Below are 25,928 nucleotides of genomic sequence, written 5' to 3' on the forward strand. Positions count from 1 at the left end.
CCTCGGGAGAAGCGCTACAGCACCTTCGACAGGAAGGACTTCGTGCGCTCGTGCTGCGGGTCGCCGAGGACCTTCCGCGGGTCGCCCTGCTCGACGACGACGCCGCCGTCCATGAAGACCAGGTCGTCGCCGACCTCGCGGGCGAAGCCCATCTCGTGGGTCACGACCATCATCGTCATGCCCTCCGAGGCGAGGTCCTTCATGACGGCGAGGACGTCGCCGACCAGCTCGGGGTCGAGGGCCGAGGTCGGCTCGTCGAACAGCATCATGTCGGGGTCCATCGACAGTGCCCGCGCGATGGCGATGCGCTGCTGCTGCCCGCCCGACAGGTGCGCCGGGTACGACGTCTCGCGCTCGGCGAGACCGACCTTCTCGAGGTTCTTGCGCGCGACGGTGCGCGCCTCGTCGCTCCCACGGCCCTTCACCTTGCGCTGCGCGAGGGTGAGGTTGTCCATGACGCTGAGGTGCGGGAACAGGTTGAACTGCTGGAAGACCATGCCGATGCGGCTGCGGAGCTTGTCGACGTCCGCGTCGGGGTCGGTGATCTCCGCCCCCTCGACGAAGATCTTGCCGGAGGTCGGCTGCTCCAGCAGGTTCACGCAGCGCAGCAAGGTCGACTTGCCCGAGCCGGACGGCCCGATGACGCAGACCACCTTCCCCTCGGCGACCTCGAGGTCGATGCCCGTGAGGACCTTGTTGTCGCCGAAGTACTTGTGGACGTCCTCGACCTTGATCGCGGGTGTGCTCGTGCTCATCAGCGGGCCCTCCCGGCTCGGGCTTCCATGCGGCGGACGAGGATCGACAACGGCACCGTGATGAGCAGGTAGCAGAGCGCGACGAGGATCAACGGCGACAGGTTGTTCTCGGTGTTGAGCCCCTGCCGGCCGAAGGACGTCAGCTCGACGGTGGCCAGCGACACCCCGAGGACGTAGACGAGGGACGAGTCCTTCGTCAGCAGGATGAGCTCGTTGGTCAGCGGGGGCAGCACGATGCGGAACGCCTGCGGGATGACGACCGAGACCATCGCCCGCGTCTGGCTCATGCCGAGCGAGCGGGCGGCCTCCATCTGACCCTTCGGCACGGCCTGGATGCCCGCCCGGATGGTCTCGGCCATGTACGCCGCCCCCACCAGCCCCAGCGCGATGGTGACGATGCCGAACGTGCCCCCGGGGATGGCGTAACCGGGGAACGCGGTCGGGAACCCGAAGTAGAACGCGATGAACACCACGAGGGCGGGCACGCCCCGGAAGAGCTCGATGAACCCGGTGGCGATCCATCGGTAGGGCCCGACCTGGGACAGACGCATGAGGGCGAGGACCAGACCGAGGACCAGACCGAACACGAACGCGCTGGCGCTGTACAGCACGGTGTTCTTCAGCCCGACCGTGATGACGTCCGGGAACTGCCGCGCGACGATGTCGAGGTCGAAGAAGACGGACTGCAGGCGGGCCCAGTCCGCGGACAGCGCCAGCGCCACGACGACGGCGACCAGGACGGTGTACTGGACGTAGCGGCTGACCTGCGCGCGCTTGCGCGGACTCATGGCCATCGGCGGACCCTCAGCTGCTGGGCTCGGTGGGGGCGTCGCCGAACCACTCGGCGTAGATCTCGTCGTACGTGCCGTCCTCCTGGGCGTCGGCGATCGTGGTGTTGATCAGCTCCAGCAGCTCGGGGTTGCCGTCCTTCTGGACGGCGAAGCCGTACTGCTCGCCGGTGTCGAACTCCGCGACGACCTCGACGGTGTCGTTCGAGTTCGCGAAGTCGTAGAGGACGCCGTTGTCGTTGATGCCGGCGTCGACCTGGCCGGTGTTCACGGCCTGGGTCAGGAGCCCGAGGTCCTCGTAGACCCGCAGCTCCACGTCGTCCGGGGCGTTGTCCTCGGCGTACAGCTCACCCGTCGTCCCCTGCTGCACGCCGAGCGTCTGCCCGGACAGGTCGTCCAGGGAGGTGACGTCGGAGTCGGCCGGGACGAGGAGGGCCTGGGTGGCCTCGAAGTAGGGGTCCGAGAAGTCGATGACGCGGGCGCGCTCGTCGGTGATGGTCATGCCGGCGGCGGCGACGTCGCACTCGCCGGTGTTGAGGGACTGCCCGGACTGGATGCCCTCGAAGCCGGTCGCGACGACGGTGACCTCCAGGTCCTCGGACTGGGCGACCAGGTCCATCAGGTCGATGTCGAAACCGACAACCTCACCGTCCTGGTTGAACTCGAACGGCTTGTACGGCAGGGAGGTGCACACCGTCAGCTCGCCGTCGGTGACCAGCTCGACCCCGGACTCGGTGGTCGTGGTCTCGGTCGCGCAGCCGGCGAGACCGGTGGCGAGGACGGTGGCGGCGAGGGCCGCGCCGGGCAGGCGGAGACGGGAACGCGTCATAGCCGGGCAGACTAGACGGGTGATGTCACTCACGGTGCGGCGGCACGCTCCAGCCGTCGGACGTCGGCGCTGAGGAGCGTGAGCAGCGCCAGCACGAGGTAGGCGACCCCCGCGGCGACGACCACGGCGCCGACGCCGACCCCGGCGCCCAGCGGGCCGAAGGCCAGCTGACCGACTGGGATGGCGGCGAAGGAGCCGAGCATGTCGTAGGAGTAGACGCGCGACAGCTTGTCGGCCGGCACGTGCTCCTGCAGCGACAGGTTCCACCCGAGGTTGAACAGCTCGGTGCCGGCGCCCGCCACGAACGCGGTCACGACGAGCAGCACGAGCGTCGTCCTCCCGCCGTCCCCGAGGCCCAGGACGAGCAGGGGCACGCCGCCGAGCGAGACCCCCAGCATCCCCACGAGCAGCGGACGGCGCAGCTCGAGCCGCAGCATGACGAGCGTGGCGACGAGCAGGCCCGCCGCCGTCGCGGACAGGGCGAGGCCCCAGCCGCGCTCGCCGACGGTCTCGAGCGCCCGGACCGGGCCCAGGGTGCTCCACCCACCGGTGCGCACCGCGTTCATCAGGGAGAACGCGAGGACGACGACCCACAGCCAGGTGGTGCCGCGCACGAAGGTCCACCCGACCCGCAGGTCGGCCATGACCCCGTCGGCCTGCTCCTGCTCCCGGGGCGGCAGGCGGACGGCGAGCAGCAGCACCGCGGCGAGGAGCCACGTGACGGCGTCGACCGCCAACGCCCACCCGGGCCCGACGGTCACCACCAGCGCGGCCGAGAGGGAGGGCCCGACCACGGCGAGGCCGCCGCGCGACATCGACACCAGCACGTTGGCGCGTTGCAGCTCCTCCCGCGGCACGAGCTGCGGCAGGATGCCGGCCATGGCCGGCAGGCTCGCCGCGGCCACCGTCCCGTTGAGCGCTCCGAGCACGGCCATGCTCCACACCTCGGCCGTGCCGGTCAGCACGAGCCCGGCGACGGTCGCCGACGTCGCGAAGGCGGCGAGGTTGCAGCCACGCAGGAGCAGCCCCCGGTCCACGCGGTCGGCCAGCACGCCCCCGAGCAGGAGGAACACGATCATGGGGACGCTGTTGGCGGCGAGGACGACGCCCAGCGCCGTTGGGGAGTCGTCGACCTCGAGGACGGCGAACGCGAGCGCCACCGAGACCATCGTCGTCCCCAGGACGTTGACGGTCTGCGCGGCGAAGAACCAGCGGAACGATCGGTGACGCAGCGGCCCCGCCGAGATCGGGGCCCCGCTCACCGGGTGCTCGCCCGCGGTGGACCGCTGCCGGAGTCGTCGACCTCGAGCACCTCGACCGGGTCGCCCACCCGGACGACGCCGGGACCGTCGGGGAGGAGGTTCATCCCGAACCACGACTGGCCGTCCCACCGTCGGTGCCGCACGAGCGTGGCCAGCGGCTCCCGGCCGCTCTCGCCGGTCGCGGGGTCGGTGGTCGTCATGACGCAGCGGGCGCAGCCCTTCGGCAGACGGAACTCGACGGCGTCCTGCCCGGTCCCGACGCGGATCCGCCGCCAGGTGTCCTCCTCCCACGCCTCGGCGCCGGAGACGACGAGGTTGGGGCGGAACCGCGACATCGGCAGCGGTCCCTCGTCGGCGCGGGGGCCGTCGTCGACGAGGTTGTTCAGCGCCGTCAGCGACCGGTCGGTCGTCAGGTGCAGCGGGTAGCCGTCGGCGAAGCTCACCCGGTCCGCCTCGTGGGCGAAGCGCGGGTCGACCGGACGGCGGGCCGGGTCGTCGAGGTGCAGCAGCAGCAGCTCGCCCACCTCGGCGTCGAGCAGGTCGGCCAGCCAGGCGCTCGCCTCGGCTCCGGCGTCGGTGCCGGACGACGCGGTGCCCCAGAGGTCCACCGGCCGCTGCTCCGCCGCCGGGGCGGGGTCCGGGACGGCGACCGTGAACGGCTCGCGACCCGGGGCACGCAGCGTCAGCGTCCCCGGGTGGGGGGCGCGGGGGTCGTCCGCCACGTCCACGGCGACCCCCAGCAGCGCCGGGCACTCGCGGGCGGTGACCATCAGCCCGGTCGCGGTCGCGACCATCCAGCGGTGGTCCCCGGCGAGGCCCCAGGGCTCGACGCGGGCCTCGTCGAGGTCCTGGCCGCCGCAGGACTTCACGGGGTAGCGGTGCAGCGCGGAGACGGCGAGGGGCATGTGCGGACCCTAGGTCGTCTCAGGCGTCGACGGTGGGCAGCACGGCCTCCCCGCGCGACATCCGTGTCGCGGCGGCGGGCAGCTCGGCCAGGGCGCGCGCGTGGCGCGCCCGCGCCTCGTCGAGGTGCTCGACGCCGACGGGCTCGCCGTCGCGGACCAGCGGCACGAGCAGGTCACGCAGGGAGGCGTCGTCCGGTCGCGCCCCGACGCCGACGACCTCGGCGGTCGCCTGCCCGTCCTCGACACGACGGGCCGCCCACTTGCGCCCGCCGTGGCTGTCCTTGCCGGGGCTGCGCTTCGCGACGGCGACCATGCCCCCGTCGTCGCCCTCGCGGGCGACCAGCTTGTAGACCAGGCCGCTCGTCGGGTGCCCGGACCCGGTGACCAGCTGGGTGCCCACGCCGTACCCGTCGACCGGCGCCACGGCCAGGGCGGCGATGGCGTGCTCGTCGAGGTCGCTCGTGACGACGATGCGGGTGCCCGTGGCGCCCAGGTCGTCCAGCTGCTGCCGCACCTCCGCGGCGAGGGCGCCGAGGTCGCCGGAGTCCAGGCGGACGGCGCCCAGCCCGGGCCCGGCCACCTCGACGGCGGTGCGCACCGCCTCGGCGACGTCGTAGGTGTCGACCAGCAGCGTCGTGCCCGAGCCGAGCGAGGCGACCTGGGCGGTGAACGCGTCGCGCTCGGAGTCGTGGAGCAGCGTGAAGGAGTGCGCGCTGGTGCCGGCGGTGGGGATGCCGTAGCGCCGGCCCGCCTCGAGGTTGGACGTCGTCGCGAAGCCGGTGACGTACGCCGCCCGCGCGGCCGCGACGGCCGCCTCCTCGTGGGTGCGCCGCGAGCCCATCTCGATGCAGGGCCGGCCGCCGGCGGCGACGACCATCCGCGACGCCGCCGAGGCGACGGCGCTGTCGTGGTTGTAGATCGACAGCGCGAGCGTCTCCAGCAGCACGGCCTCGGCGAAGGTGCCCTCCACCACCAGCAGCGGCGAGTGCGGGAACCAGACCTCGCCCTCGGGATAGCCCCAGACGTCGCCACCGAAGCGGTAGTCGGCCAGCCACGTCAGCGTCGCGTCGTCCACGATCGCGTGGTCGGCGAGGAACGCCAGCGTCTGCTGGTCGAACGAGAAGTCGCGCAGCGCCTCGAGCAGACGTCCCGTGCCGACCACGACGCCGTAGCGCCGGCCGGCGGGCAGGCGCCGTCCGAAGAGCTCGAAGACCGAGCGCCGCTGCGCGGTCCCGGAGGCGAGGGCGGCCTGGACCATCGTCAGCTCGTACTGGTCGGTCAGCAGGGCGGTACCGGGGCGGGTCTGGCTCACCTGCCCGAGGGTAGGACCCCGCTGTGCCACGATGGCGCGGTGACCGCACCGACTCCCGTCGAGGTCGAGCCCGACCTCACCGCAGACGAGGTCCCCGCCGAGGTCACGGTCCCGGAGAAGCCGTGGACCACGATCGTGTGGAACGACCCCGTCAACCTCATGTCCTACGTGACCTACGTCTTCCGGACCTACTTCGGCTACTCGGAGAAGAAGGCGACGCGACTGATGATGGAGGTCCACGAGGAGGGCCGCTCCGCCGTCAGCTCCGGCAGCCGCGAGGAGATGGAGCGCGACGTGCAGGCCATGCACGAGTACGGCCTGTGGGCGACCCTGGAGAAGGACGAGTGAAGGACGAGTGAGCGGCCGGTGAGTGGATTCGCCTGGCACCGACGCAGCAAGCGGGTGATCGCGACGTTCAGCGGGTTCGAGGCGGACCTGCTGCGATCGCTGACCTCGCAGCTGGTCGAGCTGCTGCGCAACGAGCAGGCGGCGCCCACGGACGTCGCCGACCCGCTCGAGGCGATGATGGACTTCAGCGGCCCGACCACCGAGCCCGAGGACCCGGTGCTGCGACGCCTGTTCCCCACCGCCTACCCGGACGACGAGGAGGCCGCCGGCGACTTCCGGCGCTTCACGGAGGGCGCGCTGCGGGACACCAAGGCCGCCTCCGCCAGCGCCCTCATCGACACGCTCGAGGAGGCCGGCCTGCCGCCGGAGCTCACCGAGGACGGCCTCGTCATCGACGTCGAGCTCGACCGCGGCGAGGCCGAGTCGTGGATGCGGACCTTCACCGACGTCCGTCTCGCCCTCGCGACCCGGCTCGGGGTCGAGGAGGGCGACGAGGCCCGGTGGGCCGCCCTGCCGGAGGACGACCCCCGTGCCCGCGCCCACGACATCTACGACTGGGTCGGCTACCTGCAGGAGACGCTGGTCCACGCCCTGACGAAGGCCGCCTAGGTGCCGGTCCCGGAGTTCGTCGTCCGGCTGCGCGAGCGCGTCGGTCAGGAGGAGCTCTGGCTCCCGGCGGTCACGGCCGTCGTCGTCCGCGGCGAGGGCGACGCGCGGGAGGTGCTGCTGGTGCAGCGCGCCGACAACGGCCGGTGGACGCCGGTCACCGGGATCCTGGACCCCGGCGAGGAGCCCGCGGTCGGCGCCCGGCGCGAGGTCCTGGAGGAGACCGGCGTCGAGGTGTCGGTGGACCGGCTGGTCGCGACCTCCGCCGGCGCGCCCCAGACCCACGTGAACGGCGACCGTGCCGTCTACCTCGACCTCACCTTCGCCTGCACCTGGCTGGCCGGCGAGGCCCACGTCGCGGACGACGAGTCGGCCGCCGTCCGCTGGTGCCCGGTGTCGGACGTCGACGTCGCCCTGGACGTCGCCGCCCACCGCGAGCGGGTCGCCGCCGCGCTGTCGGGGGAGCAGCGCGCCCGGTTTCGGGCCTGAGCGGGCGGGGGAGGATCCCCGCATGACCCCGAGGCGCCCCCTGGCCTGCGCCGCCCTGGCTGTCCTGGTCCTCCTCGGTGGGTGCTCGGGTGGCGGCGCCGACGCCCCGGCGTCCTCGGACCCGGGTGTGACGGCTCCCGCGGCCGAGGCGCCCCAGGTGCGCTTCACCGACGCCGCCTCGAGCTCGCGGTCGGGTCGGCTGCCCGAGCTGCTCGCCCTCGGCGAGGGCGTCGTCGTCGTCCGCGAGCAACCCCGCGGGACTCAGAGCCGGCTGCGGGTGGTGGACACCCGGACGGGGCGCACGGCGTGGAGACTGCCCGGCGGTGAGGTCGACAGGGGCGCGAGGCGGACCTCCTACCTGGACCTCGGGGCCGAGGTCGGGCCCGACGGGGCAGGCGGCGAGATCGTCGCCGTGCCCTACCAGGACTACACCTGTGAGGACCCCCGGGCGGAGGTCGGCGCCTGCCGCGTCCGGCCGGGGCTGGAGGCCCGTGACGCCCTCACGGGGGAGGTCCTGTGGCGCTGGGACGCGCCGCGACCGGGCAAGGCGACGTCGATCGCCCTCGGGCTGTCGCTCACCGAGGACGCCACCCTGCTGGACGACGACGGACGGCTCGTCGCGCTGGACCCGGAGACGGGCGAGCCGCTTTGGCGCGCCACCGCGAACGTCCCGGTCGCGGTCGGCGACGGCGTCGCCGTGGTCGGCCCGGACCCGGGGGAGGCCGGCCCCTCCCGCGTCGTCGACCTGGCCACCGGCGAGACCGTCAGGTCCCTCGGCCCGGACCGCGGGACCGTCGGGCTCGTCGGGCTCGTCGGGCTCGTCGGCGACGTCCTGGCCGTCGACGAGGGCGACGTGGTGCGCCTCGAGGACGCCCGCACGGGGGAGGAGGTCGGGACCGTCGAGGGTGACCAGCCGCCGGTGGCGGTGCGAGCCGACCACGGCCTCGCCTGGCGGTCCGGCGACACCCTGCTGACCCTCGTCCCGGGGGAGACGGAGCCCGTCGGGGCGACGCTGCCCGACGAGGTGGCGGACGCGAACCTCGCGCTGTCCTTCTTCGCCGGGGGAGCCGGGGACGGTGTCTGGCTCCTGTCGACGGACGGCGTGGTGCGCACGATGGGCCGCGACGGCGCGCTCGACGGCCGTCCCGGTCCGGACGCGGTGCTGGTGCAGGACGTGGCCGGGGCGGACGTGGCGCTGCAGGTCGAGGGCGAGCGCAGCGGCTCCGGCCCTCCGGTCGAGGTGCGCCGGGTGCGCTGACCTCGACCCGGCGCGTCGGTCCTAGGCTGGTCGGCGTGCTGAGGATCGACCGGGCGACGTACGACGCCATCGTGGCGCACGCCAAGCGTGACCACCCCGACGAGGCGTGCGGCATCGTCGCGGGCCCGGAGGGCTCCGACCGCCCCGAGCGGATGGTGGAGATGGTCAACGCGGCGGGCTCGCCGACGTTCTACGAGTTCGACTCCACCGAGCTGCTCGCGCTCTACAAGCAGATGTGGGCGAACGACGAGGAGCCGGTGGTCGTCTACCACTCGCACACCGCCACCGAGGCCTACCCGAGCCGCACCGACATCGGCCTCGCGCAGGAGCCCGGCGCCCACTACGTCCTGGTCAGCACCCGCGAGCACGGGAATAACGACGGCCCCGTGGAGTTCAGGTCGTACAAGATCGTGGACGGCGAGGTGACCGAGGAAGAGGTCGACGTCGTCGAGGCACTACCCCCCGAGGAGCGAGTAACCCCATGAGCGTCGAGGTCCGGATCCCGACCATCCTGCGCACGTACACCGGCGGTGAGAAGGCCGTGACGGGCGAGGGTGCGAACCTGAGCGCCCTGATCGACGACCTCGAGGCCAACCACCCCGGCATCAAGGAGCGCCTCGTCGAGCCGAAGGACGCGGGCCCCGACCTGCGCCGGTTCGTCAACGTCTACGTCAACGACGAGGACGTGCGGTTCCTCGGCGGGCTCGACGCCGAGCTCTCGGACGGCGACCAGGTCGTCGTCCTGCCTGCCGTCGCCGGCGGCTGACCTGTCCTAGGCTCCGGGCATGGAGCCGGAGCCGCGTCGTACCTACGTCCTCGTCGACGGCGAGAACATCGACGCCACCCTCGGGACAGGCGTGCTGCAGCGGCGCCCCGGGCCCGAGGAGCGTCCCCGCTGGGAGCGGGTGACCAAGTACGCCGAGGCCCAGTGGGGACAGCCCGTCACCGGGTTGTTCTTCCTCAACGCCTCGTCGGGCCACATGCCCACCGGGTTCGTCTCGGCCCTGCTGGCCATGGACTACCGGCCGGTGCCGCTGTCCGGCGCCGGTGACGTCAAGGTCGTCGACGTCGGCATCCAGCGGACCCTCGACGCCCTCGTCGGCCGTGACGCCGACGTCTTCCTGGTCAGCCACGACGGCGACTTCATTGACCAGATGTCGGCGCTGCTCGGCGGCGAGCGACGGCTCGGGGTGCTCGGGTTCCGGGAGTACGTCAACGCCCAGTACGCCGCGGCCGGCATCGGGATCCACGACCTGGAGGACGACGTCCGGGCGTTCAACGTCCCGCTGCCGCGCGTGCGCATCATCAGCCTGGACGACTTCGACCCGGACTACTTCCTGCGCTGAGCGGGGCGGGCCGTGGCGCTCGCCTCGGAATGTCGACCCGCGGGCCCCGGTTCACCGGGTGGCGCGGGCGATGCCGTCCGCGCGACCCCTGACAGACTGGAACCCATGCGCTACGACAGCCTCATCGCCTCCGTCGGCGGGACCCCGCTGGTCGGTCTGCCCACGCTGTCGCCGTCGCCCGACGTCCGGCTGTGGGCGAAGCTGGAGGACCGCAACCCGACCGGCTCGATCAAGGACCGCCCCGCGCTGGCCATGATCGAGGAGGCCGAGAAGGACGGCACGCTGCGTCCCGGGTGCACGATCCTCGAGCCGACGTCCGGCAACACGGGCATCTCGCTGGCCATGGCCGCGACGCTCAAGGGCTACCGCATCGTCTGCGTGATGCCGGAGAACACCTCCGAGGAGCGGCGCCAGCTGCTGCGCATGTGGGGCGCCGAGATCATCTCCAGCCCGGCCGCGGGCGGGTCGAACGAGGCCGTGCGCGTCGCCAAGCAGGTCGCCGAGGAGCACCCGGACTGGGTGATGCTCTACCAGTACGGCAACGCCGCGAACGCCCTCGCCCACGAGCGCACCACCGGCCCCGAGCTGCTCGAGGACCTGCCGGGGATCACGCACTTCGTCGCCGGCCTCGGCACCACCGGCACGCTGATGGGCGTCAGCCGCTACTTCCGCACGGCCAAGCCGGACGTGCGGATCGTCGCCGCCGAGCCGCGGTACGGCGAGCTCGTCTACGGCCTGCGCAACCTCGACGAGGGCTTCGTCCCCGAGCTGTACGACGCCGACCTCATCGACTCCCGCTTCTCGGTCGGGCCGCGGGACGCCGTCCGGCGCACCCGCGAGCTCCTCGAGCGGGAGGGCATCTTCGCGGGCATCTCGACCGGCGCCATCCTCCACGCCGCGCTGGCGCAGGCCGCCAAGGCGGTGAAGGCGGGGGAGCCCGCCGACATCGCGTTCGTGGTGTGCGACGGCGGGTGGAAGTACCTGTCGACCGGCGCCTACGAGGGCACCATCGACGAGGCGGAGGACCGCCTCGAGGGTCAGCTCTGGGCGTGAGGCGCTGACCCTCGGGCCCGCCCGAGGCTGACCGGCACCTCGCAGTACCCGGAGCCGCGCACGAACCCCAGGCGCCGGTTCGCGGCCAGGATGGGCTCGTCGCCCTCCATGTCCTGCGTGTATAGCCGCTCGAGCTCGTCGCGATCCGCGGTCGTCAGGTCGAGCAGGCTCTCCGAGTGCCGGGCGGCGACCGCCAGGCCCCAGGCCGCCACGGCCGCCGAGGCGTCCCGGTCGTCGTCGTGGAAGTGCGTGACACCGGGCAGGTGGCCCCGCGCGAGCGCCGCGAAGCCGGCGGGCCGGCCGTCGACGTCCGCGAGGGGGGCCACCGTCACGGCGGTCGGCTGCGTCACGGTCCGCGAGTCCCCTCCGGGGGGCGGATCGTCGGGAAGCCCGGTCCAGACCGCGCTGCTGGCATGCTTGCGCGGGTGACTGCACTCCGGCCTGTCCTCGTGGTGGCGCTGGCGAGCCTCCTGCTCCTGGTCGCTCCGGCGGTCCCCGTCGCGGCCGACGACCGCGTCCGCGGCGGCGCCGACCTGCGGGGTGGCGAACCGATGGCCAGCACCGAGAGGCCGCGCGTGCAGGGGACCCTGCGGTACGGCGAGACGCTCCGCGCCACCCAGGGCCGGTGGACCAGGCCGCCGCAGACCGTCCGCTTCCAGTGGTTCCGCGGACCCGACCCGATCCGTGGTGCCACGGGCCAGCGCCACCGCGTGGAGCCCGAGGACGTCGGCCGCAAGGTCTCGGTGCGCGTGAAGGCGTGGCGCGAGGGCGCCGGGTCGGCGTACGGCCGCTCGCGCTGGGTCGGCCCGGTCGAGCACCGCACCGGCGTCCGCCGCGTCGTGACCTACCACGTCGAGACCCGTGGCCGGATCGTCGTGAGCCGGGCGGAGTTCCGTCGGCAGGCCGCGCAGACGTACGCCGACGCGCGGGGCTGGCGCGGCCGCGGGGTGCGCTTCCGCCAGGTGGCGCGGGGCGGCGACTTCACGCTGGTCCTCGCCGAGGCCGGCGAGGTGCCGCGGTTCTCCTCGGGGTGCAGCGCCCAGTGGTCGTGCCGGGTCGGTCGCTACGTGATCATCAACCAGCTGCGCTGGCGCACGGCGTCCCCCGCGTGGAACCGCGCCGGCGGCTCGCGTCGCGACTACCGCCACATGGTCGTGAACCACGAGACGGGGCACTGGCTGGGTCGCGGGCACGTCGGCTGCCCTGGCCGTGGGCAGCTCGCACCCGTGATGATGCAGCAGTCCAAGGGCCTGGACGGGTGTCGCTTCAACCCGTGGCCCACCCTCGGCGAGCTGCGCTAGGAGCCGGTCATGAGCGAGGTCGTCGTCTTCTCCGGAGCAGCCCACCGGGCGCTCGCCACCGAGATCTGCGCGGGCCTCGGCGTCGACCTCAGCCCCGTCGAGATCACCCGCTTCAGCAACGACTGCCTCCAGGCGCAGCTGCAGGTGAACTGCCGCCAGCGTGACGTCTACATCGTCCAGCCGCTGGTGCCGCCGACGCAGGAGCACCTCATGGAGCTGCTGCTGATGGTGGACGCCGCCCGCGGCGCGTCGGCCGCCCAGATCACCGCGGTCATCCCCTACTACGCCTACGCGCGCTCGGACAAGAAGGACGCCTCACGGCTGTCCATCGGCGGGCGCCTCGTCGCGGACCTGCTCGCCACCGCCGGGGTCTCCCGGGTGCTGACGATGACCCTGCACGCCCCGCAGGTGCACGGGTTCTTCTCGGTGCCCGTCGACCACCTGACGGCTCTCGGCGTCCTCGCCGAGCACTTCGCGGAGCAGGACCTCACCGACGCCGTCGTCGTCAGCCCCGACTTCGGCAACGCCAAGACCGCCTCCCAGTTCGCCCGGCTGCTCGGCCTGCCGGTCGCGGCCGGCAGCAAGAAGCGGCTCGCCGACGACCGGGTCGTGATCGACGCGATCGTCGGCGACGTCGAGGGCAAGCGCGCCATCGTGCTCGACGACGAGATCGCCACCGGCGGCTCGATCGTGGAGCTGCTCGACCGCCTCGCCGAGCAGGGGTGCACGACCGCTGCCGTCGCCTGCACCCACGGCTTGTTCGTCGGCAAGGCCGTCGAGCGTCTGCGCGACCACCCGATGATCAGCGAGGTCGTCGCCACCGACACCGTCCCGCGCCCGGACGCCGACTGGCCGGCGCTGCGCACCCGCTCGGTGGCCGCGCTCTTCGCGAGCGCCATCCAGCGCATCCACGCCGGCGAGTCCGTCAGCAGCCTCTTCGACGGCGTCGACCCCTCGCTCGGCCCCCCGCAGCCCAAGCTCTTCGACTGACGCCTGCCGGGGCGGCCTCACCGGGATCGACCGCCGGGGTGCGGCGCTCAGCGCACCCGGAGGTCCTGCTCGTCGTCGATCCGCGAGCCGGGGATGGCGCGGACGCCGAGGAGGTCGAGCGCGAGGTTGCCGATGGCGGCGTTGCGGATGGGCTGCGGGCCCGCGTAGCCGGGCCGTGACTCGCGGGGGTTCCGGTACGACGGGTTGATGCGGTAGAGGTCGGCGCCCTGCCGCACCTGGGCCCCCCAGGCCATGAAGGCCACGCGGTAGTTGAACCGGGCCCGGTTGTCGTAGTGCCCGAGGCCCGCTCCGCCGTGGTCGGAGGTGAGCAGCACCGTCGTCCGGTCGCGCAGCCGCGGTCGGGACTCGATCGTGTCCATCAGCTCGCCGACCACCTGGTCGACGTAGCGGACGGCGTCGAGGTACTCGTCGCTGCCCCACCCGTGGGCATGGCCCATGACGTCGGGGATCGCCAGGTGCACGAACGAGAACGGCCGGGGTCGCTTCACCAGGTCGCGGCGGGCCTGGTCCATCAGGCGGCCCGTGCTGCCCTCGATGTGGACGTAGCGGGCGATGCCGGCGGGCCAGGAGCGTCGGAAGAGCGCGAACTTCTCCTTGCCCGTGTAGAGGTGCCCGGACCGGTCACGACGGGCCAGGGTGGAGTAGACCGACTCGACCCTGCGTCCCGCGTTGGAGGAGACGGTGCCGCCGGGGTCCTCGTTCACGTCGACGCCGTGGCCCTGCCGGGTCTCGATGCGGCGGCCGGTGAGCATGCCGGTGTGGTTCGGCAGGGTCACGGTCTGCTCGACCGCGGTGCGGGCCTCCAGCGTCGTGGCGCCCTCGTCGATCATCCGGTGCAGGGACGGCGTCCCCGTGCGTCCGAGCTGCCCGATCACCGAGGGGCGCATGCCGTCGACGGAGATGGCGACGACGCGGCGCATGCGGGGCGCGGCGAGCGGTCCGGGGACGTCGACCGGGACGTCGGCGGCGGTCGACTCCGCCGTGCCCGGCCCGCCGGCTGCGTCGGATCCGTCGGTGGACGACGTGCTCCCGGCCTGCGAGGGCGGGCCGCCGCCGTCCGAGCCGGGCAGGGTGGCGACGAGCGCGACGGCGACGACGGCGGCGAGGATCGCGAGGATCCGGACGGGGAGCTGCACGACACCACGGTAGGAGACGAACGTCGCGTGGCGGCGCAACTGGCGCACGCCGTACCGTTCACCCGTGGGCCAGGTGAGTGCGGACGCGCCGATCGGCATCTTCGACTCCGGCTTCGGCGGCCTTACGGTCGCCCGGTCGGTGGTCGACCAGCTGCCGCACGAGTCGATCACGTACGTCGGTGACACGGCCCGGCAGCCGTACGGCCCCAAGCCCATCGCGGAGGTCCGGGAGTACGCCCTGGAGTGCCTCGACCACCTCGTCCACCTCGGCGTGAAGGCGCTCGTCATCGCCTGCAACTCCGCGAGCGCGGCGATGCTGCGCGACGCCCGCGAGCGGTACGACGTCCCGGTGGTGGAGGTGATCCTGCCGGCCACCCGCCGCGCGGCCGCCGCGAGCCGCACCGGCCGGATCGGCGTGATCTGCACGTCCGCGACCGCGCAGTCCCAGGCGTACGACGACGCCTTCGCGGCCGCTCGCCACGTCACCCTCACGACCCAGGCCTGCCCGGCGTTCGTCGACTACGTCGAGCGCGGCGTCACCGCCGGTCCCGAGCTGATCGGGGTGGCCCACTCCTACCTCGACCCCCTCCTCGCCCGGGACATCGACACCCTGGTGCTGGGGTGCACCCACTACCCGCTGCTGACCGGCGTGATCTCGTACGTGATGGGCACCGGCGTCACGCTCGTGAGCAGCGCGGAGGAGTGCGCGAAGGACCTGTTCTCGCTCCTGGTCGATCGTGACCTGCTGCGACCCGACACCGCCGGCCCGGCGACGTACCGCTTCCTCACGACCGGTGACGCCACCGAGTTCGAGCACGTCGGCGGCCGCTTCCTCGGCGCGCACCTGCCCAGCGCCGTCCAGTTCGGTCAGTTCGCGGGGGGTCTGCGGTGAGGTTGACCGTCGTCGGGTGCTCCGGCTCCTACCCCGGGCCCGACTCGCCCGCGAGCTGCTACCTGCTCGAGGCGCCGCACGACGACGGCACGGGGGAGCGGACCTGGCGGGTCCTGCTCGACCTCGGCAACGGCGCCCTCGGCTCGTTGCAGAACTTCGCGGACCCGCTCGCCATCGACGCGGTCCTGCTCAGCCACCTGCACGCCGACCACTGCCTCGACCTGTGCAGCTACCACGTCCTTCGTCGCTACCACCCCGAGGGCAAGCAGCCGCGGATCCCGGTCTGGGGGCCCGCGGGCGTCGCCGACCGGATCGCGCGCGGCTACGACCTCGACCCCGACCCGGGCATGCACGAGGACTTCGCCTTCGCCGAGTACGACGCCGCCGGCCACGACCTCGAGATCGGCCCGTTCGCCGTCCGGGCCGAGCCGGTGCTGCACCCGGTCACGGCCTTCGCGCTGCGGGTCACGGCCGGTGGCCGGACCCTGGCCTACTCCGGCGACACCGCCCCCTGCGACGGCCTCGACCGCGCCGCGGCGGGCGTGGACCTGCTGCTCGCCGAGGCCTCGTTCCGACACGCCGACGACAACCCGCCGGGCATCCACCTCACGGGGCGTGAGTGCGGGGAGCTGGCCGACCGCGCCGGAGTGCCTCGTCTGGTGATCACGCACGTCCCGCCGTGGTACTCGGGTCCCGCCGCCCGGGACGAGGCCCTTACGGTGTACGCCGGTGACGTCCAGGTGGCGGCCGTCGGCCAGGTGCACGACATCTGAACATCCCGGTGAACAAGCGTTTCGTGCCCTACCTTTTCTCCTAGGACCCACCCGGGTCCACTTCCCCAAGGAGGAAAGATGTCCTCGTACGCCCCCGGCAGGGCCTCCCGGCCGAAGTCCGTCCAGACCGCTGTGATGCTCATCTGGGCGAGCATCGTGCTCGGCCTGATCAGCGCCGTCATCACCTTCCTCAACCTCGACGACTCGGCCACGTCCGCCGCAGGCAGCGCGATCGACCAGCAGGACGCGGGAGGCGCCGTCCTCGTCGGTGGCCTGATCGGCCTGCTGATCGGCGTCGGCATCCCGATCATCCTCGCCATCTTCATCGGCCGGGGTCACAACTGGGCGCGCATCGTCTACACGGTGCTCGCGGCCATCGGCATCCTGTTCGGGCTGTTCGGCCTCATCGGTGCGGCCGCCCTCGGGACGGTCACGCTCATCGTGCAGATCATCAGCCTGGTGCTGTCGATCGCCATCCTGTTCTTCCTGTTCCGCCCCGACGCGAACGCCTACTTCAAGAGCTGACGCTCCACCCCGCGACGGCGCGGGCCCGCCCTCGGGCGGCCCGCGCCGTCGTGCGTCCCGGCGGTGCGGCTACAGCAGCCCCGCGTCGTGGACGACCATCGCGATCTGCACGCGGTTGGTGGCGCCGAGCTTGTCGAACAGCCGCGACACGTGGGCCTTGACCGTGGGCACCGACAGGAACAGCTCCGCGCCGATCTCGGCGTTGGACAACCCCCGGCCGACGGCGACCGCGACCTCCCGCTCCCGCTCGGTCAGCCCGGCGAGGGCGGCCTCGGCCTCCGCCTGGCGGTTCGGGCCCTGGGCGGCGGCCTCCTCGCGCACGCGGCGCACGAGCGTGGCCGTGGCGGAGGGCGACATCATCGGCTCGCCCGCGGCCACCCGTCGTACGGCGGCGATCAGGTCGGTCGGGGCGGTGTCCTTCATCAGGAAGCCGTCGGCGCCGGCGGCGACCGCGCCGACGACGTACTCGTCGGCGTCGAAGGTCGTCAGGACGACGACCCGTGGTGGCGGGACCGCCCGGTCGTCGGCGTGCAGCGCGCGCGTCGCCTCGAGCCCGTCCATGACGGGCATCCGGATGTCCATCAGCACGACCTGCGGCCGCAGGTCGCGGACCCTGGCCAGGGCCTCGCGCCCGTTCTCCGCCTCGCCGACGACCCGCAGGTCCGGCTGGCCGCCGAGCATGAGGGCGAGCGCCTGGCGCACCAGCGGGTCGTCGTCGACCAGCAGGACGGAGACCTCCCCGCCCTCGCGCGCACCGTCGCTCACCCCGGCCACGGCACCCACCCTCGCAGGACGAACCTCTCGCCGTCGCCGCGGTGCGTCAGCCGTCCGCCGCGCAGCGCGGTGCGCTCCGAGAGGCCGAGCAGCCCCAGGCCCGAGCCCGGCGGCCGCGGCCCGGCCGGACGCCCCACCGGCCGCGGGTTGCAGACCTCCACGGTCACCCCGTCCTCCGGGCCCCCGGTGACGGTGACGGTGACCGTGGTGCCGGGCGAGTGCTTCGCCGCGTTCGTCAGGCCCTCCTGGACGATCCGGTAGACCGTGCGGCCGACGCCCCCCGGCACGGCCGCGGGCTCCGCGACCCGGTCGTCCAGGTCGACCCGCAACCCGTCCTGTCGTGCCCGGCTGACCAGCTCGCCCAGGTCGGCGTACGTCGGCTGCGGGCGGCCGGTGAGCTCCCCGGACTCGGCGTCACGCAGCACGCCGAGGACGTCGCGCAGGTCGGTGAGCGCCTCGTTGGCGCGCTCGCGGATGGTCGCGGCGCCGTCGCGGAGCTCGTCGGCGCCGAGGTCGTCACGGATGGCGAGGGCGCCGGCGTGCATGGAGATCTGGGAGATGCGGTGCGCGAGCACGTCGTGCATCTCCCGGGCGATCTGGGTGCGCTCGCCGACGCGGGCGCGGGAGACCCGCAGCTCCTGCTCCGCCTCCGCCCGTTCGGCGCGCTGCCGCAGGGTCCAGAGCAGCTCGCGGCGCGACCCGATGTACATGCCCCAGCCGAGGATCGCGGCCGTCGCGACCAGGTTGGCCGAGCTGGTCAGCCACTGCGGCTCGTCACCGGCGGGGGTGAGCAGCGCGTAGACCTCGGCGGAACCGAGCGCGACCACGGCGACCACCACGAGCTCGCGGGGGATGCGCCGGGTGGCCACCGACACCGTGGCCAGGACCGCCGGGCCGGCCGCGATCCCGGAGACCATCGCCAGCACGTTGGTGAGGACCGCCACCGTCATCGGGGCCCGTCGTCGCCAGAACACCGCGACGTACGCCGCGACGCCGGCGGTCACCTCGGCCAGGACGGTCCACAGGGTGGCCCGGTCGCCCTCGGCGACGGCGCCGCCCAGCGCGACCGCGCTGATGGCCAGCACCCCGAGCGCGCGGCCCGCGTGGCCCCACGCCGAGATCGGCGGCGGGGGTGGCGGCACGCGCGCCTCGGGCTGGGTCTCCATCGCAGGTCACGGTAGCCGCGGCCACGCCTCCGGCGATGCCGTCCGCGGTCGCGCGGCACCCCCTACTTTGGTCGCGCGCGGCGCCCCCAGGTGCAGACCCCGGACCGATGCCGGGCGGCGCCCGGGCCGACAGGCTGGAGCCATGATCACAGTCGACCACCTCACGAAGTCCTACGGCGGGTTCACCGCCGTCGACGACGTCAGCTTCACGGCCCAGGCCGGCCGGGTCACCGGCTTCCTCGGCCCCAACGGCGCCGGCAAGACGACGACCATGCGCGTCATGACGGGCCTCACCCCGCCCACCGGTGGCTCGGTCACCATCGGCGGCCACCGCTACCGCGACATCCCCAACCCGGGCCGCCACGTCGGCGTCCTGCTCGACGCCTCCGCGCAGCACGCGGGCCGCACGGGCCGCGAAGTGCTCACGCTCGGCGCGCGGACGATGGGTCTGCCCTCCTCCCGCGTCGACGAGATGCTCGAGCTGGTGAGCCTCGACGACAAGGAGGCGAAGCGGCGCATCAAGAACTACTCGCTCGGCATGCGCCAGCGCCTCGGCATCGCCCACGCCCTGCTCGGCGACCCGGAGGTGCTGATCCTCGACGAGCCCGCCAACGGCCTCGACCCCGCCGGCATCCGCTGGATGCGCGGCCTGCTCAAGTCGTACGCCGACCGCGGCGGCGCCGTCCTGCTGTCCAGCCACCTGCTGCACGAGGTCGAGCAGATCGCCGACGAGATGATCCTCATCGGCCGCGGCCGCATCGTGGCCCAGGGCAACAAGGCCCAGCTGCTCGCCGCCCAGGGCGACGGCGGCACGCTCGTGCAGGCGTCCGACAACGACCTGCTCGGCAAGGCTCTCGCCGCCGCCGGGCACGAGGTCGCCGTCGCCGGGGCCGGTCTGCGCGTCGGCGCCCCGCCCGCCGTCGTCGGCCAGGTCGCCCTCGAGGCGCAGGTCGCGCTCGTCGACCTGCGCGCCACCGAGGGCCGCGGGCTCGAGGACCTCTTCCTCGAGCTCACCGCCGACACCCAGCGCGAGGCCGTCCCGGCCGGCGCCGCCACCACCCAGGGAGGCCCCCGATGAGCACCGTCACCCCCGACGCCGCGCCGCGCGGCGTCCGCACGCTCGACGTCTCGAGCACCCCGAAGGTCCCGTTCAGCCGCACCGTCCGCGTCGAGCTGCGCAAGATGGTCGACACGCGGGCCGGCTTCTGGCTGCTGCTGGTCAGCGGACTGCTGCTGCTGGCGATCACCGCCATCGTCATGGTCGTCGTCCTCGCCAACGACATCGGCATCACCGCCAACGGCTGGGTGCAGGTGATGACCGTCCCGCTGTCGCTGTTGCTGCCGATCTTCGCGATCCTCTCGGTCACGGCCGAGTGGAGCCAGCGCACCGGCCTCGTGTCGTTCACCCTCGAGCCGCACCGCCTCAAGATCATCGGCGCGAAGCTCGCCGCGGTCGTCCTGCTCGTGATCGGCACGATGGTGCTCGCCGCCGCGCTCGGCGCCGTGGCGAACGTCGTGTACGGCGGGCTCAGCGGCAACGAGGTGACCTGGAACGTCGACGGCTCCGAGTTCTTCTGGACCGTCGTCAGCCAGCTGCTGTACTTCCTGATGGCCTTCGGCCTGGCCATGCTGATCCTCAGCACCCCGGCCTCGATCGCGGTCTTCTACGTCGTCTCGCTGCTGCTGCCGTTCATGGTCTACGGCCCGGTCTACGCCCTGGTCTCCTGGGGCCCGGACGTCCTGCCGTGGATCGACCTGAACTACGCCATGGCGCCGCTCCTCGGCGGCGGCGGTGCCGGCCCGGGTGTCCCGGCGCTGGAGGTCACCGGGACGACGTACGCCCAGCTGGCCGTCGCGACCCTGATCTGGGTCGTGCTCCCGATGGTGCTGGGCGGGCGCCGCGTCGCCCGCGCCGAGATCAAGTAGCAGCGGGACCTAGGGTCGTCGGCATGACTGTCACGCGAGCAGACGGACGTGCCGACGACCAGCTGCGCGAGGTGCGCCTCACCCGGGGCTGGCTGGACCACGCGGCGGGCTCCGTGCTCGTCGAGTTCGGCCGGACCCGGGTGCTGTGCGCCGCCTCCGCCTCCGAGGGCGTGCCCCGCTGGCGCAAGGGCTCGGGCCTCGGCTGGGTCACCGCCGAGTACGCGATGCTCCCCGCCTCGACGAACACCCGCAGCGATCGCGAGTCGGTCAAGGGCCGCATCGGCGGCCGCACCCACGAGATCTCCCGCCTGATCGGCCGCAGCCTGCGCGCCGTCGTCGACTACAAGGCGCTGGGGGAGAACACCATCCAGCTCGACTGCGACGTCCTCCAGGCCGATGGCGGCACCCGCACCGCGGCCATCACCGGGGCGTACGTCGCCCTCGCCGACGCCGTGTCCCACCTCCGATCGACGGGCGCGCTGACCGGCGAGCCGCTCACCGGGTCGGTGGCCGCGATCAGCGTCGGCATCATCGACGGCGTCCCGCGCCTGGACCTGCCGTACTCCGAGGACGTGCGCGCCGACACCGACATGAACGTCGTGATGACCGGCGACGGCGGCTTCGTCGAGGTGCAGGGCACCGCGGAGGGCGCGGCGTTCTCGCGTGCCGAGCTGGACAGCCTGCTCGCCCTCGCGGAGAAGGGCTGCGGCGACCTCACCCGGCTGCAGCGCGAGGCGCTCGCCGGCGAGCCCGGCGGCCGATGAGCCGCGTCCTGCTCGCGTCGGGCAACGCGAAGAAGCTCGAGGAGCTGCGCCGCATCGTCGTCCCGCTCGTGCCGGGCGTGGAGGTGCTCGGTCTCGCCGACCTGCCCGACCCCGACGCCTGGAGCGAGCCGGTCGAGGACGGCGCGACGTTCGCGGAGAACGCCCTGATCAAGGCCCGCGCCGCCCACGCCCTGACCGGCTGGCCGTCGCTCGCCGACGACTCCGGACTCTGCGTCGACGCCCTCAACGGGATGCCCGGGGTGCTCTCGGCGCGCTGGAGCGGCCCTCCGAAGGACGACGCCCGCAACAACCGCCTGCTGCTCGACCAGCTCGCCGACGTCCCCGACGAGCGCCGCGGCGGGCACTTCGCGTGCGCGATGGCCCTGGTGCACGGGCCCGTCGACCAGCCGGTCGAGGAGGTCGTGGAGGGGCGGATGGACGGCCGCGTCGAGCGGGAGGTCCGCGGCTCCGGCGGCTTCGGGTACGACGTCCTCTTCACGGCCGACGACCGGCCCGGCCTCACCACGGCCGAGCTCTCCCGCGACGACAAGGACGCCATCAGCCACCGGGGCCACGCCCTGCGCGCGATGACCCCGATCCTCGCGAGGGTGCTCACCTGACCCGGTCCGGGTGGTCGCTCCCTCGCGGGGGCCCGGTCAGCGCTCTACCGCCTCAGGTCGCCTCCGCGCCGCCGGGGTAGAGCCGGTAGCCCTCGAGGCGCGTGTGGGGGAGCCGGACGTAGAAGCCGGCGGCCGCGCCGTCGGTGACGAGGTCGACCCGCTTGGCGCCGGTGGCCTGGAAGGTCGCCACGGTCAGCAGCATCCCGATCCCCCGCCGGCGGTGGTCGGGGAGGACGGCGAGGAAGCTCAGGTGCGCCTGCAGCTCCCCGTCGGTCAGCGCCTGCGCCCACCCCACGAGGCCGTGGGAGGCGTCGAGGGCGACGTACGAGACCGCCCCCGGGGCGGTGCAGACCCGGGTGACGACGTCGGGGTCGGTGAGGCTCGGCCACTGCACCGCCGTGGCGAGGCGTGCGACGGCGGGCGCGTGCTCGTCCTCGAAGGGCACCACCTCGACCGTCGCCATGGCGGCGACGCTAGCGCCCTTGACCTCGAGCGCGGTCGAGCTCCTAGCGTCGTGGCGTGAGCCTCGTCCTCGACCCGGCGGTCAGTGCCCTCTTCTCGACGCCCCGCGTCGGCACGTTGGGCGTGGTGCGGGCCGACGGCAGCCCCCACCTCACGCCGGTGAGGTCGGTGCTGCACGTCGACGAGGACGGGGCGCGCGTGCTCGTGCTGACCCGCCCGGACACGGTCAAGGCGCGGGTGGTGCGACGCACCGGCAGGGCGAGCGTCGCCGAGCACACCCCGCACGCCGCGTGGGCGACGCTCGAGGGCACGGCCTGGGTGCCGGACGACCCGGAGGTGCTGGCGCGCGCCCGGGCGTCGTACGACGCCCGCTACGGCGAGCCCGACGGATGGGGCACCTGCGTGCTGGTCGTCGCCGTCGAGCGGGTGCTCACCGGCTCGTAGGATCCCGTCCGGGCCGGAGTGGTGGAACTGGCAGACACGCAGGATTTAGGTTCCTGTGCCTTCGGGTGTGCGGGTTCGAGTCCCGCCTCCGGCACCGAGCGGCGAGGTCGGGCCGACGTCAGTCGAGACCGAGGTCGCGGCGCAGCTTGGCGACGTGGCCGGTGGCCTTGACGTTGTACTGCGCGAGCTCGACCGTCCCCTGCTCGTCCACCACGACCGTGGACCGGATGACGCCCTCCACGACCTTGCCGTAGAGCTTCTTCTCGCCGAACGCGCCGTAGGTCTGCATGACCGACCTGTCGGGGTCGGAGAGCAGCGTGATGCCGAGGCCGTCGCGCTCGCGGAACTTCGCGAGCTTCTCCGGCTTGTCGGGGGAGATGCCGAGCACCTCGTAGCCCTCGCCGCGCAACGACTCCAGGGAGTCGCTGAAGTCGCAGGCCTGCTTCGTGCAGCCCGGGGTCATCGCGGCCGGGTAGAAGTACACGATGACCTTCCGCCCGCGCAGGTCGGAGAGCGTCGTGGTGGCCCCGGCGTCGTCGCCCAGCGTGAAGTCGGGTGCCGGGTCGCCGGGGGAGAGGCGGTCGCTCACAGGATCTCCTAGCCAGTCGGGGGGTATTGCGAACTATGGGCAACAACCTAGTTTGGGCTCATGCACGTCCCTGACGGATTCCTCGACGCTCCGACGTCCGTGGCCACCGGAGCCGTCGCGGCCGCCGGCATCGCCCTCGCGCTCCGCGGCGCCCGCCGCGAGCTGGACGACCGTACCGCCCCCATGGCCGGCCTCGTGGCGACGTTCGTGTTCGCCGCCCAGATGGTCAACTTCCCGGTCGGGGCGGGCACCAGCGGGCACCTCCTGGGCGGCGCGCTCGCCGCGGTGCTCGTCGGGCCCTGGACCGGCACGCTGTGCCTGTCGGTGGTCCTCGGCGTCCAGGCCCTGCTGATGGCGGACGGCGGCATCACGGCGCTGGGCACGAACATCACGCTGATGGGCCTGGTGGGGGTGTGGGTCGGCTGGTTCGCCTTCCGCGGCGCCGCCGCGGTGCTCCCGAAGCGGCCGGCGTCCGTCGCGCCGGCGGCGGCGGTGGGCGCGTTCCTGAGCGTCCCGGCCGCCGCCCTGGTCTTCACCGGGCTGTTCGCGGTCGGGGGCACCGTCCCCGTGTCGCTCGGCGCCGTCGCGGCCGCGATGCTCACCTGGCACGCGGTCATCGGCGTCGGCGAGGCCGTGGTCACGGCCCTCGTGGTCGCCGCCGTGGTCGCCGTCCGGCCGGACCTGGTCCACGGCGCGCGCGCCGTGCTGCCCGCCCCGGAGCTCGAGATCCGCACCGGCGCCGCGGCCCGCCCCGGGGCCCCGGCATGAGCGCGCCGGCACCGGCCGAGGAGCGCAGGGGGCGCCGCCTGAGCGGTCGCACCGCCTGGGTGCTCGGGCTGCTGGTGTGCGTCCTCGTCGCCGGGGGCATCAGCTGGTTCGCCAGCGGCCACCCCGACGGGCTCGAGTTCGTCGCCGGGCAGACCGGTTTCGCCGACGCCGGCCGCGACAGCGCCACCGCAGGCGGCCCGCTGTCGGACTACCGGACCGAGGGCGTGGACAACTCCTGGCTCTCGGGCGCCGTCGCCGGGGTCGTCGGGTGCGCCGTGGTGCTGCTCCTCATGACCGCCGTCGCCCTCGTCGTCCGCCGTCGCCGCCGGTGAGCGGCGCGCACGGCCACCTCTGGCACCACCCCGGCGACGGGCCGCTGCACCGGACCCCGGCGCACCTCAAGCTCGTCGCGCTGGTCGCCGTCATGCTCGCCGTGGTCGCGATCCCGCGCGAGCAGCTCGCCTGGCACGTCGTCCCCGCGGTCGCGGTGGCCGCGGTGGTGCTGGTCTCGCGGGTGCCGCCGCGCCACATCGCACCCCGCATGCTGGTCGAGACGCCCTTCGTGGTGTTCGCCCTGCTCGTGCCCTTCGTGGCGACCGGCCCGCGCGTCGACGTCCTCGGGCTGGCGCTGTCGGAGCCGGGCCTCGTCGCGGCCGGGGCGTTCCTCGCCAAGGCCACCATCGGCGTCGTCGCCTCGCTCACCCTCGCCGCCACCACCACCGCGCAGGAGCTCGTCGACGGGTTGACCCGCCTCCGGGTGCCCGCGCTGCTGGTCCAGATCACCGGCTTCATGCTCCGCTACCTCGAGGTCGTCACCGGTGAGATGGGACGGATGACGGTCGCCATGCGCGCCCGCGGCCTCGAGCCGCGCCGCCCGCGCCACTGGCCCGTGCTCGCCCGGTCGCTGGGGGCGCTCTTCATCCGCTCCTACGAGCGGGGCGAGCGCGTCCACCTCGCGATGCTGGCCCGCGGCCACGTGCCGGGCCGGGCTCCCGGAGGGTCCCGGTGACCCCGCCCTCGACCCCAGGCCCGCCGGTCCTCGACGTCCGCGGCCTCGCCCACGCCTATCCCGACGGCCACCAGGCGCTGTACGGCGTCGACCTGCGGGTGGGGAGCGGCGAGCGGGTGGCGCTCCTCGGCCCGAACGGTGCCGGCAAGACGACCCTGGTCCTCCACCTGAACGGGATCCTCACCCCGGGTGCGGGAAGCGTCCACGTCAGCGGCCTGCCCGTCACCGGCGACCACGTCGCCGAGGTCCGGCGCCGGGTCGGGGTCGTCTTCCAGGACCCCGACGACCAGCTCTTCATGGGCACCGTCCGCGCGGACGTCGAGTTCGGGCCCCGCAACCTCGGCCTGCGCGGCGCCGAGCTCGACCAGCGGGTCGCCGAGTCGCTCGCGGCGGTCGGCATGGCGGACGTCGTCGACCGCACCCCGCACCACCTGTCCTTCGGCCAGCGCCGACGGGTCGCCGTCGCGACCGTGCTCGCCATGCGGCCCGACGTCCTGGTGCTCGACGAGCCGTCGTCCAACCTCGACCCGGCCTCGCGGCGGGAGCTCGCCGACGTCCTGCGGGGTCTGGACGTGACGGTCCTGATGGTGACCCACGACCTGCCGTACGCCCTCGAGCTGTGCGACCGCTCGGTCGTGCTGGACGGCGGTGTCGTCGTCGCCGACGGCCCCACGGTCGACGTCCTCGACGACGGCGAGCTGATGCGGAGGCACCGGCTGGAGCTCCCCTTCGGGTTCGACCCCCGGCGGGCCGCCGAGGGGCCCCGGGCCCGCTGATAGCGTGCCCGGGACACTGGGGTCCGAGCGGCCAGGCGAGA

Annotated in this window: 34 protein-coding genes and 1 tRNA gene; 23 read left to right on the forward strand and 12 right to left on the reverse strand. The window is 73.6% G+C overall.

Going from position 1 to position 25,928, the window contains the following annotated elements; genetic code table 11:
* Positions 1-14: 14 nt before the first annotated feature.
* Genes MJ876_RS11465 through MJ876_RS11490 form a run of 6 tightly spaced genes read right to left on the reverse strand, consistent with a single transcriptional unit; the run spans position 15 to position 5,851 of the window.
* Complete coding sequence (locus tag MJ876_RS11465; protein WP_240236424.1) at positions 15-755, reverse strand: amino acid ABC transporter ATP-binding protein; 741 nt, start codon at positions 753-755, stop codon at positions 15-17.
* Positions 755-1,549, reverse strand: a complete 795-nt coding sequence (locus MJ876_RS11470; protein WP_240236425.1) for an amino acid ABC transporter permease — start codon at positions 1,547-1,549, stop codon at positions 755-757. The genes MJ876_RS11465 and MJ876_RS11470 overlap by 1 nt, the downstream gene beginning before the upstream one ends.
* 10 nt (positions 1,550-1,559) lie before the next feature.
* Entirely contained in the window at positions 1,560-2,372 is an 813-nt protein-coding gene (locus MJ876_RS11475; protein WP_240236426.1) for a basic amino acid ABC transporter substrate-binding protein, read from the reverse strand.
* A gap of 29 nt (positions 2,373-2,401) precedes the next feature.
* Positions 2,402-3,634 (reverse strand): MFS transporter, encoded by a 1,233-nt coding sequence (locus MJ876_RS11480; protein WP_240236427.1) that lies wholly within the window; start codon positions 3,632-3,634, stop codon positions 2,402-2,404.
* Positions 3,631-4,539 (reverse strand): MOSC domain-containing protein, encoded by a 909-nt coding sequence (locus MJ876_RS11485; RefSeq protein ID WP_240236428.1) that lies wholly within the window; start codon positions 4,537-4,539, stop codon positions 3,631-3,633. Before MJ876_RS11485 ends, MJ876_RS11480 begins: the two co-directional genes overlap by 4 nt.
* Before the next feature lie 19 nt (positions 4,540-4,558).
* Complete coding sequence (locus MJ876_RS11490) at positions 4,559-5,851, reverse strand: nicotinate phosphoribosyltransferase (protein ID WP_308192596.1); 1,293 nt, start codon at positions 5,849-5,851, stop codon at positions 4,559-4,561.
* Positions 5,852-5,890: 39 nt separating this feature from the next.
* On the opposite strand from MJ876_RS11490, the gene clpS reads away from it, so the two are divergent.
* From clpS to MJ876_RS11530, 8 genes are all read left to right on the forward strand, one after another.
* Positions 5,891-6,199, forward strand: a complete 309-nt coding sequence (gene clpS, locus MJ876_RS11495) for an ATP-dependent Clp protease adapter ClpS (protein WP_240236429.1) — start codon at positions 5,891-5,893, stop codon at positions 6,197-6,199.
* Between the two features lie 18 nt (positions 6,200-6,217).
* Positions 6,218-6,808: a DUF2017 domain-containing protein gene (locus MJ876_RS11500; RefSeq protein ID WP_240236430.1), complete on the forward strand. Its 591-nt coding sequence runs from the start codon at positions 6,218-6,220 to the stop codon at positions 6,806-6,808.
* Positions 6,809-7,294: an NUDIX domain-containing protein gene (locus MJ876_RS11505; protein WP_240236431.1), complete on the forward strand. Its 486-nt coding sequence runs from the start codon at positions 6,809-6,811 to the stop codon at positions 7,292-7,294. It begins immediately after the preceding gene.
* 22 nt (positions 7,295-7,316) lie between these two features.
* Positions 7,317-8,552, forward strand: a complete 1,236-nt coding sequence (locus tag MJ876_RS11510) for a PQQ-binding-like beta-propeller repeat protein (RefSeq protein ID WP_240236432.1) — start codon at positions 7,317-7,319, stop codon at positions 8,550-8,552.
* Positions 8,553-8,587: 35 nt separating this feature from the next.
* Positions 8,588-9,037 (forward strand): Mov34/MPN/PAD-1 family protein, encoded by a 450-nt coding sequence (locus tag MJ876_RS11515; protein WP_240236433.1) that lies wholly within the window; start codon positions 8,588-8,590, stop codon positions 9,035-9,037.
* On the forward strand, positions 9,034-9,318 hold the full coding sequence (locus MJ876_RS11520) for a MoaD/ThiS family protein (RefSeq protein ID WP_240236434.1): 285 nt from the start codon (positions 9,034-9,036) through the stop codon (positions 9,316-9,318). Before MJ876_RS11515 ends, MJ876_RS11520 begins: the two co-directional genes overlap by 4 nt.
* 19 nt (positions 9,319-9,337) lie before the next feature.
* A complete protein-coding gene (locus tag MJ876_RS11525; RefSeq protein WP_240236435.1) occupies positions 9,338-9,898 on the forward strand; it encodes an NYN domain-containing protein in 561 nt (186 codons plus the stop codon).
* 105 nt (positions 9,899-10,003) lie between these two features.
* Positions 10,004-10,951, forward strand: a complete 948-nt coding sequence (locus tag MJ876_RS11530; protein WP_240236436.1) for a PLP-dependent cysteine synthase family protein — start codon at positions 10,004-10,006, stop codon at positions 10,949-10,951.
* Here MJ876_RS11530 and MJ876_RS11535 read toward each other — a convergent pair.
* Positions 10,936-11,301 (reverse strand): hypothetical protein, encoded by a 366-nt coding sequence (locus MJ876_RS11535; RefSeq protein WP_240236437.1) that lies wholly within the window; start codon positions 11,299-11,301, stop codon positions 10,936-10,938. The genes MJ876_RS11530 and MJ876_RS11535 overlap by 16 nt on opposite strands.
* Before the next feature lie 75 nt (positions 11,302-11,376).
* On the opposite strand from MJ876_RS11535, the gene MJ876_RS11540 reads away from it, so the two are divergent.
* Both MJ876_RS11540 and MJ876_RS11545 read left to right on the forward strand, forming a co-directional pair.
* On the forward strand, positions 11,377-12,252 hold the full coding sequence (locus MJ876_RS11540; RefSeq protein ID WP_240236438.1) for a DUF3152 domain-containing protein: 876 nt from the start codon (positions 11,377-11,379) through the stop codon (positions 12,250-12,252).
* A gap of 9 nt (positions 12,253-12,261) precedes the next feature.
* Complete coding sequence (locus MJ876_RS11545; protein ID WP_240236439.1) at positions 12,262-13,242, forward strand: ribose-phosphate pyrophosphokinase; 981 nt, start codon at positions 12,262-12,264, stop codon at positions 13,240-13,242.
* Positions 13,243-13,289: 47 nt separating this feature from the next.
* Here MJ876_RS11545 and MJ876_RS11550 read toward each other — a convergent pair whose 3' ends face one another.
* Complete coding sequence (locus MJ876_RS11550; protein ID WP_240236440.1) at positions 13,290-14,399, reverse strand: alkaline phosphatase family protein; 1,110 nt, start codon at positions 14,397-14,399, stop codon at positions 13,290-13,292.
* A 64-nt stretch (positions 14,400-14,463) separates the two neighbouring features.
* On the opposite strand from MJ876_RS11550, the gene murI reads away from it, so the two are divergent.
* The 3 genes from murI to MJ876_RS11565 all read left to right on the forward strand — a co-directional run bounded on the left by murI (position 14,464) and on the right by MJ876_RS11565 (position 16,589).
* Entirely contained in the window at positions 14,464-15,291 is an 828-nt protein-coding gene (gene murI, locus MJ876_RS11555) for a glutamate racemase (protein WP_240236441.1), read from the forward strand.
* Positions 15,288-16,064, forward strand: coding sequence for an MBL fold metallo-hydrolase (locus MJ876_RS11560; protein ID WP_240236442.1), 777 nt, complete (start codon positions 15,288-15,290; stop codon positions 16,062-16,064). Before murI ends, MJ876_RS11560 begins: the two co-directional genes overlap by 4 nt.
* A 78-nt stretch (positions 16,065-16,142) precedes the next feature.
* The gene (locus MJ876_RS11565) at positions 16,143-16,589 is read left to right on the forward strand and encodes a hypothetical protein (RefSeq protein ID WP_240236443.1); all 447 of its coding nucleotides are present in this window, start codon (positions 16,143-16,145) and stop codon (positions 16,587-16,589) included.
* Between the two features lie 69 nt (positions 16,590-16,658).
* Here the strand turns inward: MJ876_RS11565 and MJ876_RS11570 are convergent, their stop codons facing one another.
* Both MJ876_RS11570 and MJ876_RS11575 read right to left on the reverse strand, forming a co-directional pair.
* Complete coding sequence (locus MJ876_RS11570) at positions 16,659-17,354, reverse strand: response regulator transcription factor (RefSeq protein WP_308192597.1); 696 nt, start codon at positions 17,352-17,354, stop codon at positions 16,659-16,661.
* Positions 17,351-18,529 carry a sensor histidine kinase gene (locus tag MJ876_RS11575; RefSeq protein WP_240236444.1) on the reverse strand — a complete coding sequence of 393 codons (1,179 nt, stop codon included), beginning with the start codon at positions 18,527-18,529 and terminating at the stop codon, positions 17,351-17,353. The genes MJ876_RS11570 and MJ876_RS11575 overlap by 4 nt, the downstream gene beginning before the upstream one ends.
* A gap of 142 nt (positions 18,530-18,671) precedes the next feature.
* On the opposite strand from MJ876_RS11575, the gene MJ876_RS11580 reads away from it, so the two are divergent.
* The 4 genes from MJ876_RS11580 to MJ876_RS11595 are packed head-to-tail and all read left to right on the forward strand — an operon-like array spanning position 18,672 to position 21,839.
* Complete coding sequence (locus MJ876_RS11580) at positions 18,672-19,607, forward strand: ABC transporter ATP-binding protein (protein ID WP_240236445.1); 936 nt, start codon at positions 18,672-18,674, stop codon at positions 19,605-19,607.
* Positions 19,604-20,455: an ABC transporter permease gene (locus MJ876_RS11585; RefSeq protein ID WP_240236446.1), complete on the forward strand. Its 852-nt coding sequence runs from the start codon at positions 19,604-19,606 to the stop codon at positions 20,453-20,455. The genes MJ876_RS11580 and MJ876_RS11585 overlap by 4 nt, the downstream gene beginning before the upstream one ends.
* A gap of 23 nt (positions 20,456-20,478) precedes the next feature.
* The gene (rph, locus tag MJ876_RS11590; protein WP_240236447.1) at positions 20,479-21,219 is read left to right on the forward strand and encodes a ribonuclease PH; all 741 of its coding nucleotides are present in this window, start codon (positions 20,479-20,481) and stop codon (positions 21,217-21,219) included.
* Positions 21,216-21,839: a non-canonical purine NTP pyrophosphatase gene (locus MJ876_RS11595; protein WP_240236448.1), complete on the forward strand. Its 624-nt coding sequence runs from the start codon at positions 21,216-21,218 to the stop codon at positions 21,837-21,839. The genes rph and MJ876_RS11595 overlap by 4 nt, the downstream gene beginning before the upstream one ends.
* 52 nt (positions 21,840-21,891) lie before the next feature.
* On the opposite strand, the gene MJ876_RS11600 is transcribed toward MJ876_RS11595, so the two are convergent.
* Positions 21,892-22,302 (reverse strand): GNAT family N-acetyltransferase, encoded by a 411-nt coding sequence (locus tag MJ876_RS11600; RefSeq protein ID WP_240236449.1) that lies wholly within the window; start codon positions 22,300-22,302, stop codon positions 21,892-21,894.
* Between the two features lie 56 nt (positions 22,303-22,358).
* Between MJ876_RS11600 and MJ876_RS11605 the strand changes: the two genes are divergently transcribed.
* Both MJ876_RS11605 and MJ876_RS11610 read left to right on the forward strand, forming a co-directional pair.
* A complete protein-coding gene (locus MJ876_RS11605; RefSeq protein ID WP_240236450.1) occupies positions 22,359-22,745 on the forward strand; it encodes a pyridoxamine 5'-phosphate oxidase family protein in 387 nt (128 codons plus the stop codon).
* Between the two features lie 12 nt (positions 22,746-22,757).
* Positions 22,758-22,839, forward strand: a tRNA-Leu gene (locus MJ876_RS11610).
* A gap of 24 nt (positions 22,840-22,863) precedes the next feature.
* On the opposite strand, the gene bcp is transcribed toward MJ876_RS11610, so the two are convergent.
* On the reverse strand, positions 22,864-23,334 hold the full coding sequence (bcp, locus tag MJ876_RS11615) for a thioredoxin-dependent thiol peroxidase (protein ID WP_240236451.1): 471 nt from the start codon (positions 23,332-23,334) through the stop codon (positions 22,864-22,866).
* A gap of 60 nt (positions 23,335-23,394) precedes the next feature.
* Between bcp and MJ876_RS11620 the strand changes: the two genes are divergently transcribed.
* Genes MJ876_RS11620 through MJ876_RS11635 form a run of 4 tightly spaced genes read left to right on the forward strand, consistent with a single transcriptional unit; the run spans position 23,395 to position 25,887 of the window.
* A complete protein-coding gene (locus tag MJ876_RS11620) occupies positions 23,395-24,102 on the forward strand; it encodes an energy-coupling factor ABC transporter permease (RefSeq protein WP_240236452.1) in 708 nt (235 codons plus the stop codon).
* Positions 24,099-24,434: a PDGLE domain-containing protein gene (locus MJ876_RS11625; protein WP_240236453.1), complete on the forward strand. Its 336-nt coding sequence runs from the start codon at positions 24,099-24,101 to the stop codon at positions 24,432-24,434. The genes MJ876_RS11620 and MJ876_RS11625 overlap by 4 nt, the downstream gene beginning before the upstream one ends.
* Positions 24,431-25,111: a cobalt ECF transporter T component CbiQ gene (gene cbiQ / locus MJ876_RS11630; protein ID WP_240236454.1), complete on the forward strand. Its 681-nt coding sequence runs from the start codon at positions 24,431-24,433 to the stop codon at positions 25,109-25,111. Before MJ876_RS11625 ends, cbiQ begins: the two co-directional genes overlap by 4 nt.
* Positions 25,108-25,887: an energy-coupling factor ABC transporter ATP-binding protein gene (locus MJ876_RS11635; protein ID WP_240236455.1), complete on the forward strand. Its 780-nt coding sequence runs from the start codon at positions 25,108-25,110 to the stop codon at positions 25,885-25,887. Before cbiQ ends, MJ876_RS11635 begins: the two co-directional genes overlap by 4 nt.
* Positions 25,888-25,928 lie beyond the last annotated feature (41 nt).

This window comes from Nocardioides sp. CFH 31398, from assembly GCF_022436705.1.
Lineage (GTDB): Bacteria > Actinomycetota > Actinomycetes > Propionibacteriales > Nocardioidaceae > Nocardioides.

Excerpts from the sequence above, each read along its gene's own strand:
- MJ876_RS11595 (WP_240236448.1), top strand. The coding sequence starts at position 21,216 with ATGAGCCGCGTCCTGCTCGCGTCGGGCAACGCGAAGAAGCTCGAGGAG.
- rph (WP_240236447.1), top strand. The coding sequence starts at position 20,479 with ATGACTGTCACGCGAGCAGACGGACGTGCCGACGACCAGCTGCGCGAG.
- MJ876_RS11465 (WP_240236424.1), bottom strand. The coding sequence starts at position 755 with ATGAGCACGAGCACACCCGCGATCAAGGTCGAGGACGTCCACAAGTAC.
- MJ876_RS11485 (WP_240236428.1), bottom strand. The coding sequence starts at position 4,539 with ATGCCCCTCGCCGTCTCCGCGCTGCACCGCTACCCCGTGAAGTCCTGC.
- MJ876_RS11620 (WP_240236452.1), top strand. The coding sequence starts at position 23,395 with ATGCACGTCCCTGACGGATTCCTCGACGCTCCGACGTCCGTGGCCACC.
- MJ876_RS11520 (WP_240236434.1), top strand. The coding sequence starts at position 9,034 with ATGAGCGTCGAGGTCCGGATCCCGACCATCCTGCGCACGTACACCGGC.
- MJ876_RS11565 (WP_240236443.1), top strand. The coding sequence starts at position 16,143 with ATGTCCTCGTACGCCCCCGGCAGGGCCTCCCGGCCGAAGTCCGTCCAG.
- MJ876_RS11470 (WP_240236425.1), bottom strand. The coding sequence starts at position 1,549 with ATGGCCATGAGTCCGCGCAAGCGCGCGCAGGTCAGCCGCTACGTCCAG.
- MJ876_RS11525 (WP_240236435.1), top strand. The coding sequence starts at position 9,338 with ATGGAGCCGGAGCCGCGTCGTACCTACGTCCTCGTCGACGGCGAGAAC.
- MJ876_RS11580 (WP_240236445.1), top strand. The coding sequence starts at position 18,672 with ATGATCACAGTCGACCACCTCACGAAGTCCTACGGCGGGTTCACCGCC.
- MJ876_RS11575 (WP_240236444.1), bottom strand. The coding sequence starts at position 18,529 with ATGGAGACCCAGCCCGAGGCGCGCGTGCCGCCACCCCCGCCGCCGATC.
- MJ876_RS11510 (WP_240236432.1), top strand. The coding sequence starts at position 7,317 with ATGACCCCGAGGCGCCCCCTGGCCTGCGCCGCCCTGGCTGTCCTGGTC.
- MJ876_RS11475 (WP_240236426.1), bottom strand. The coding sequence starts at position 2,372 with ATGACGCGTTCCCGTCTCCGCCTGCCCGGCGCGGCCCTCGCCGCCACC.
- MJ876_RS11625 (WP_240236453.1), top strand. The coding sequence starts at position 24,099 with ATGAGCGCGCCGGCACCGGCCGAGGAGCGCAGGGGGCGCCGCCTGAGC.
- MJ876_RS11600 (WP_240236449.1), bottom strand. The coding sequence starts at position 22,302 with ATGGCGACGGTCGAGGTGGTGCCCTTCGAGGACGAGCACGCGCCCGCC.
- MJ876_RS11545 (WP_240236439.1), top strand. The coding sequence starts at position 12,262 with ATGAGCGAGGTCGTCGTCTTCTCCGGAGCAGCCCACCGGGCGCTCGCC.
- MJ876_RS11530 (WP_240236436.1), top strand. The coding sequence starts at position 10,004 with ATGCGCTACGACAGCCTCATCGCCTCCGTCGGCGGGACCCCGCTGGTC.
- MJ876_RS11585 (WP_240236446.1), top strand. The coding sequence starts at position 19,604 with ATGAGCACCGTCACCCCCGACGCCGCGCCGCGCGGCGTCCGCACGCTC.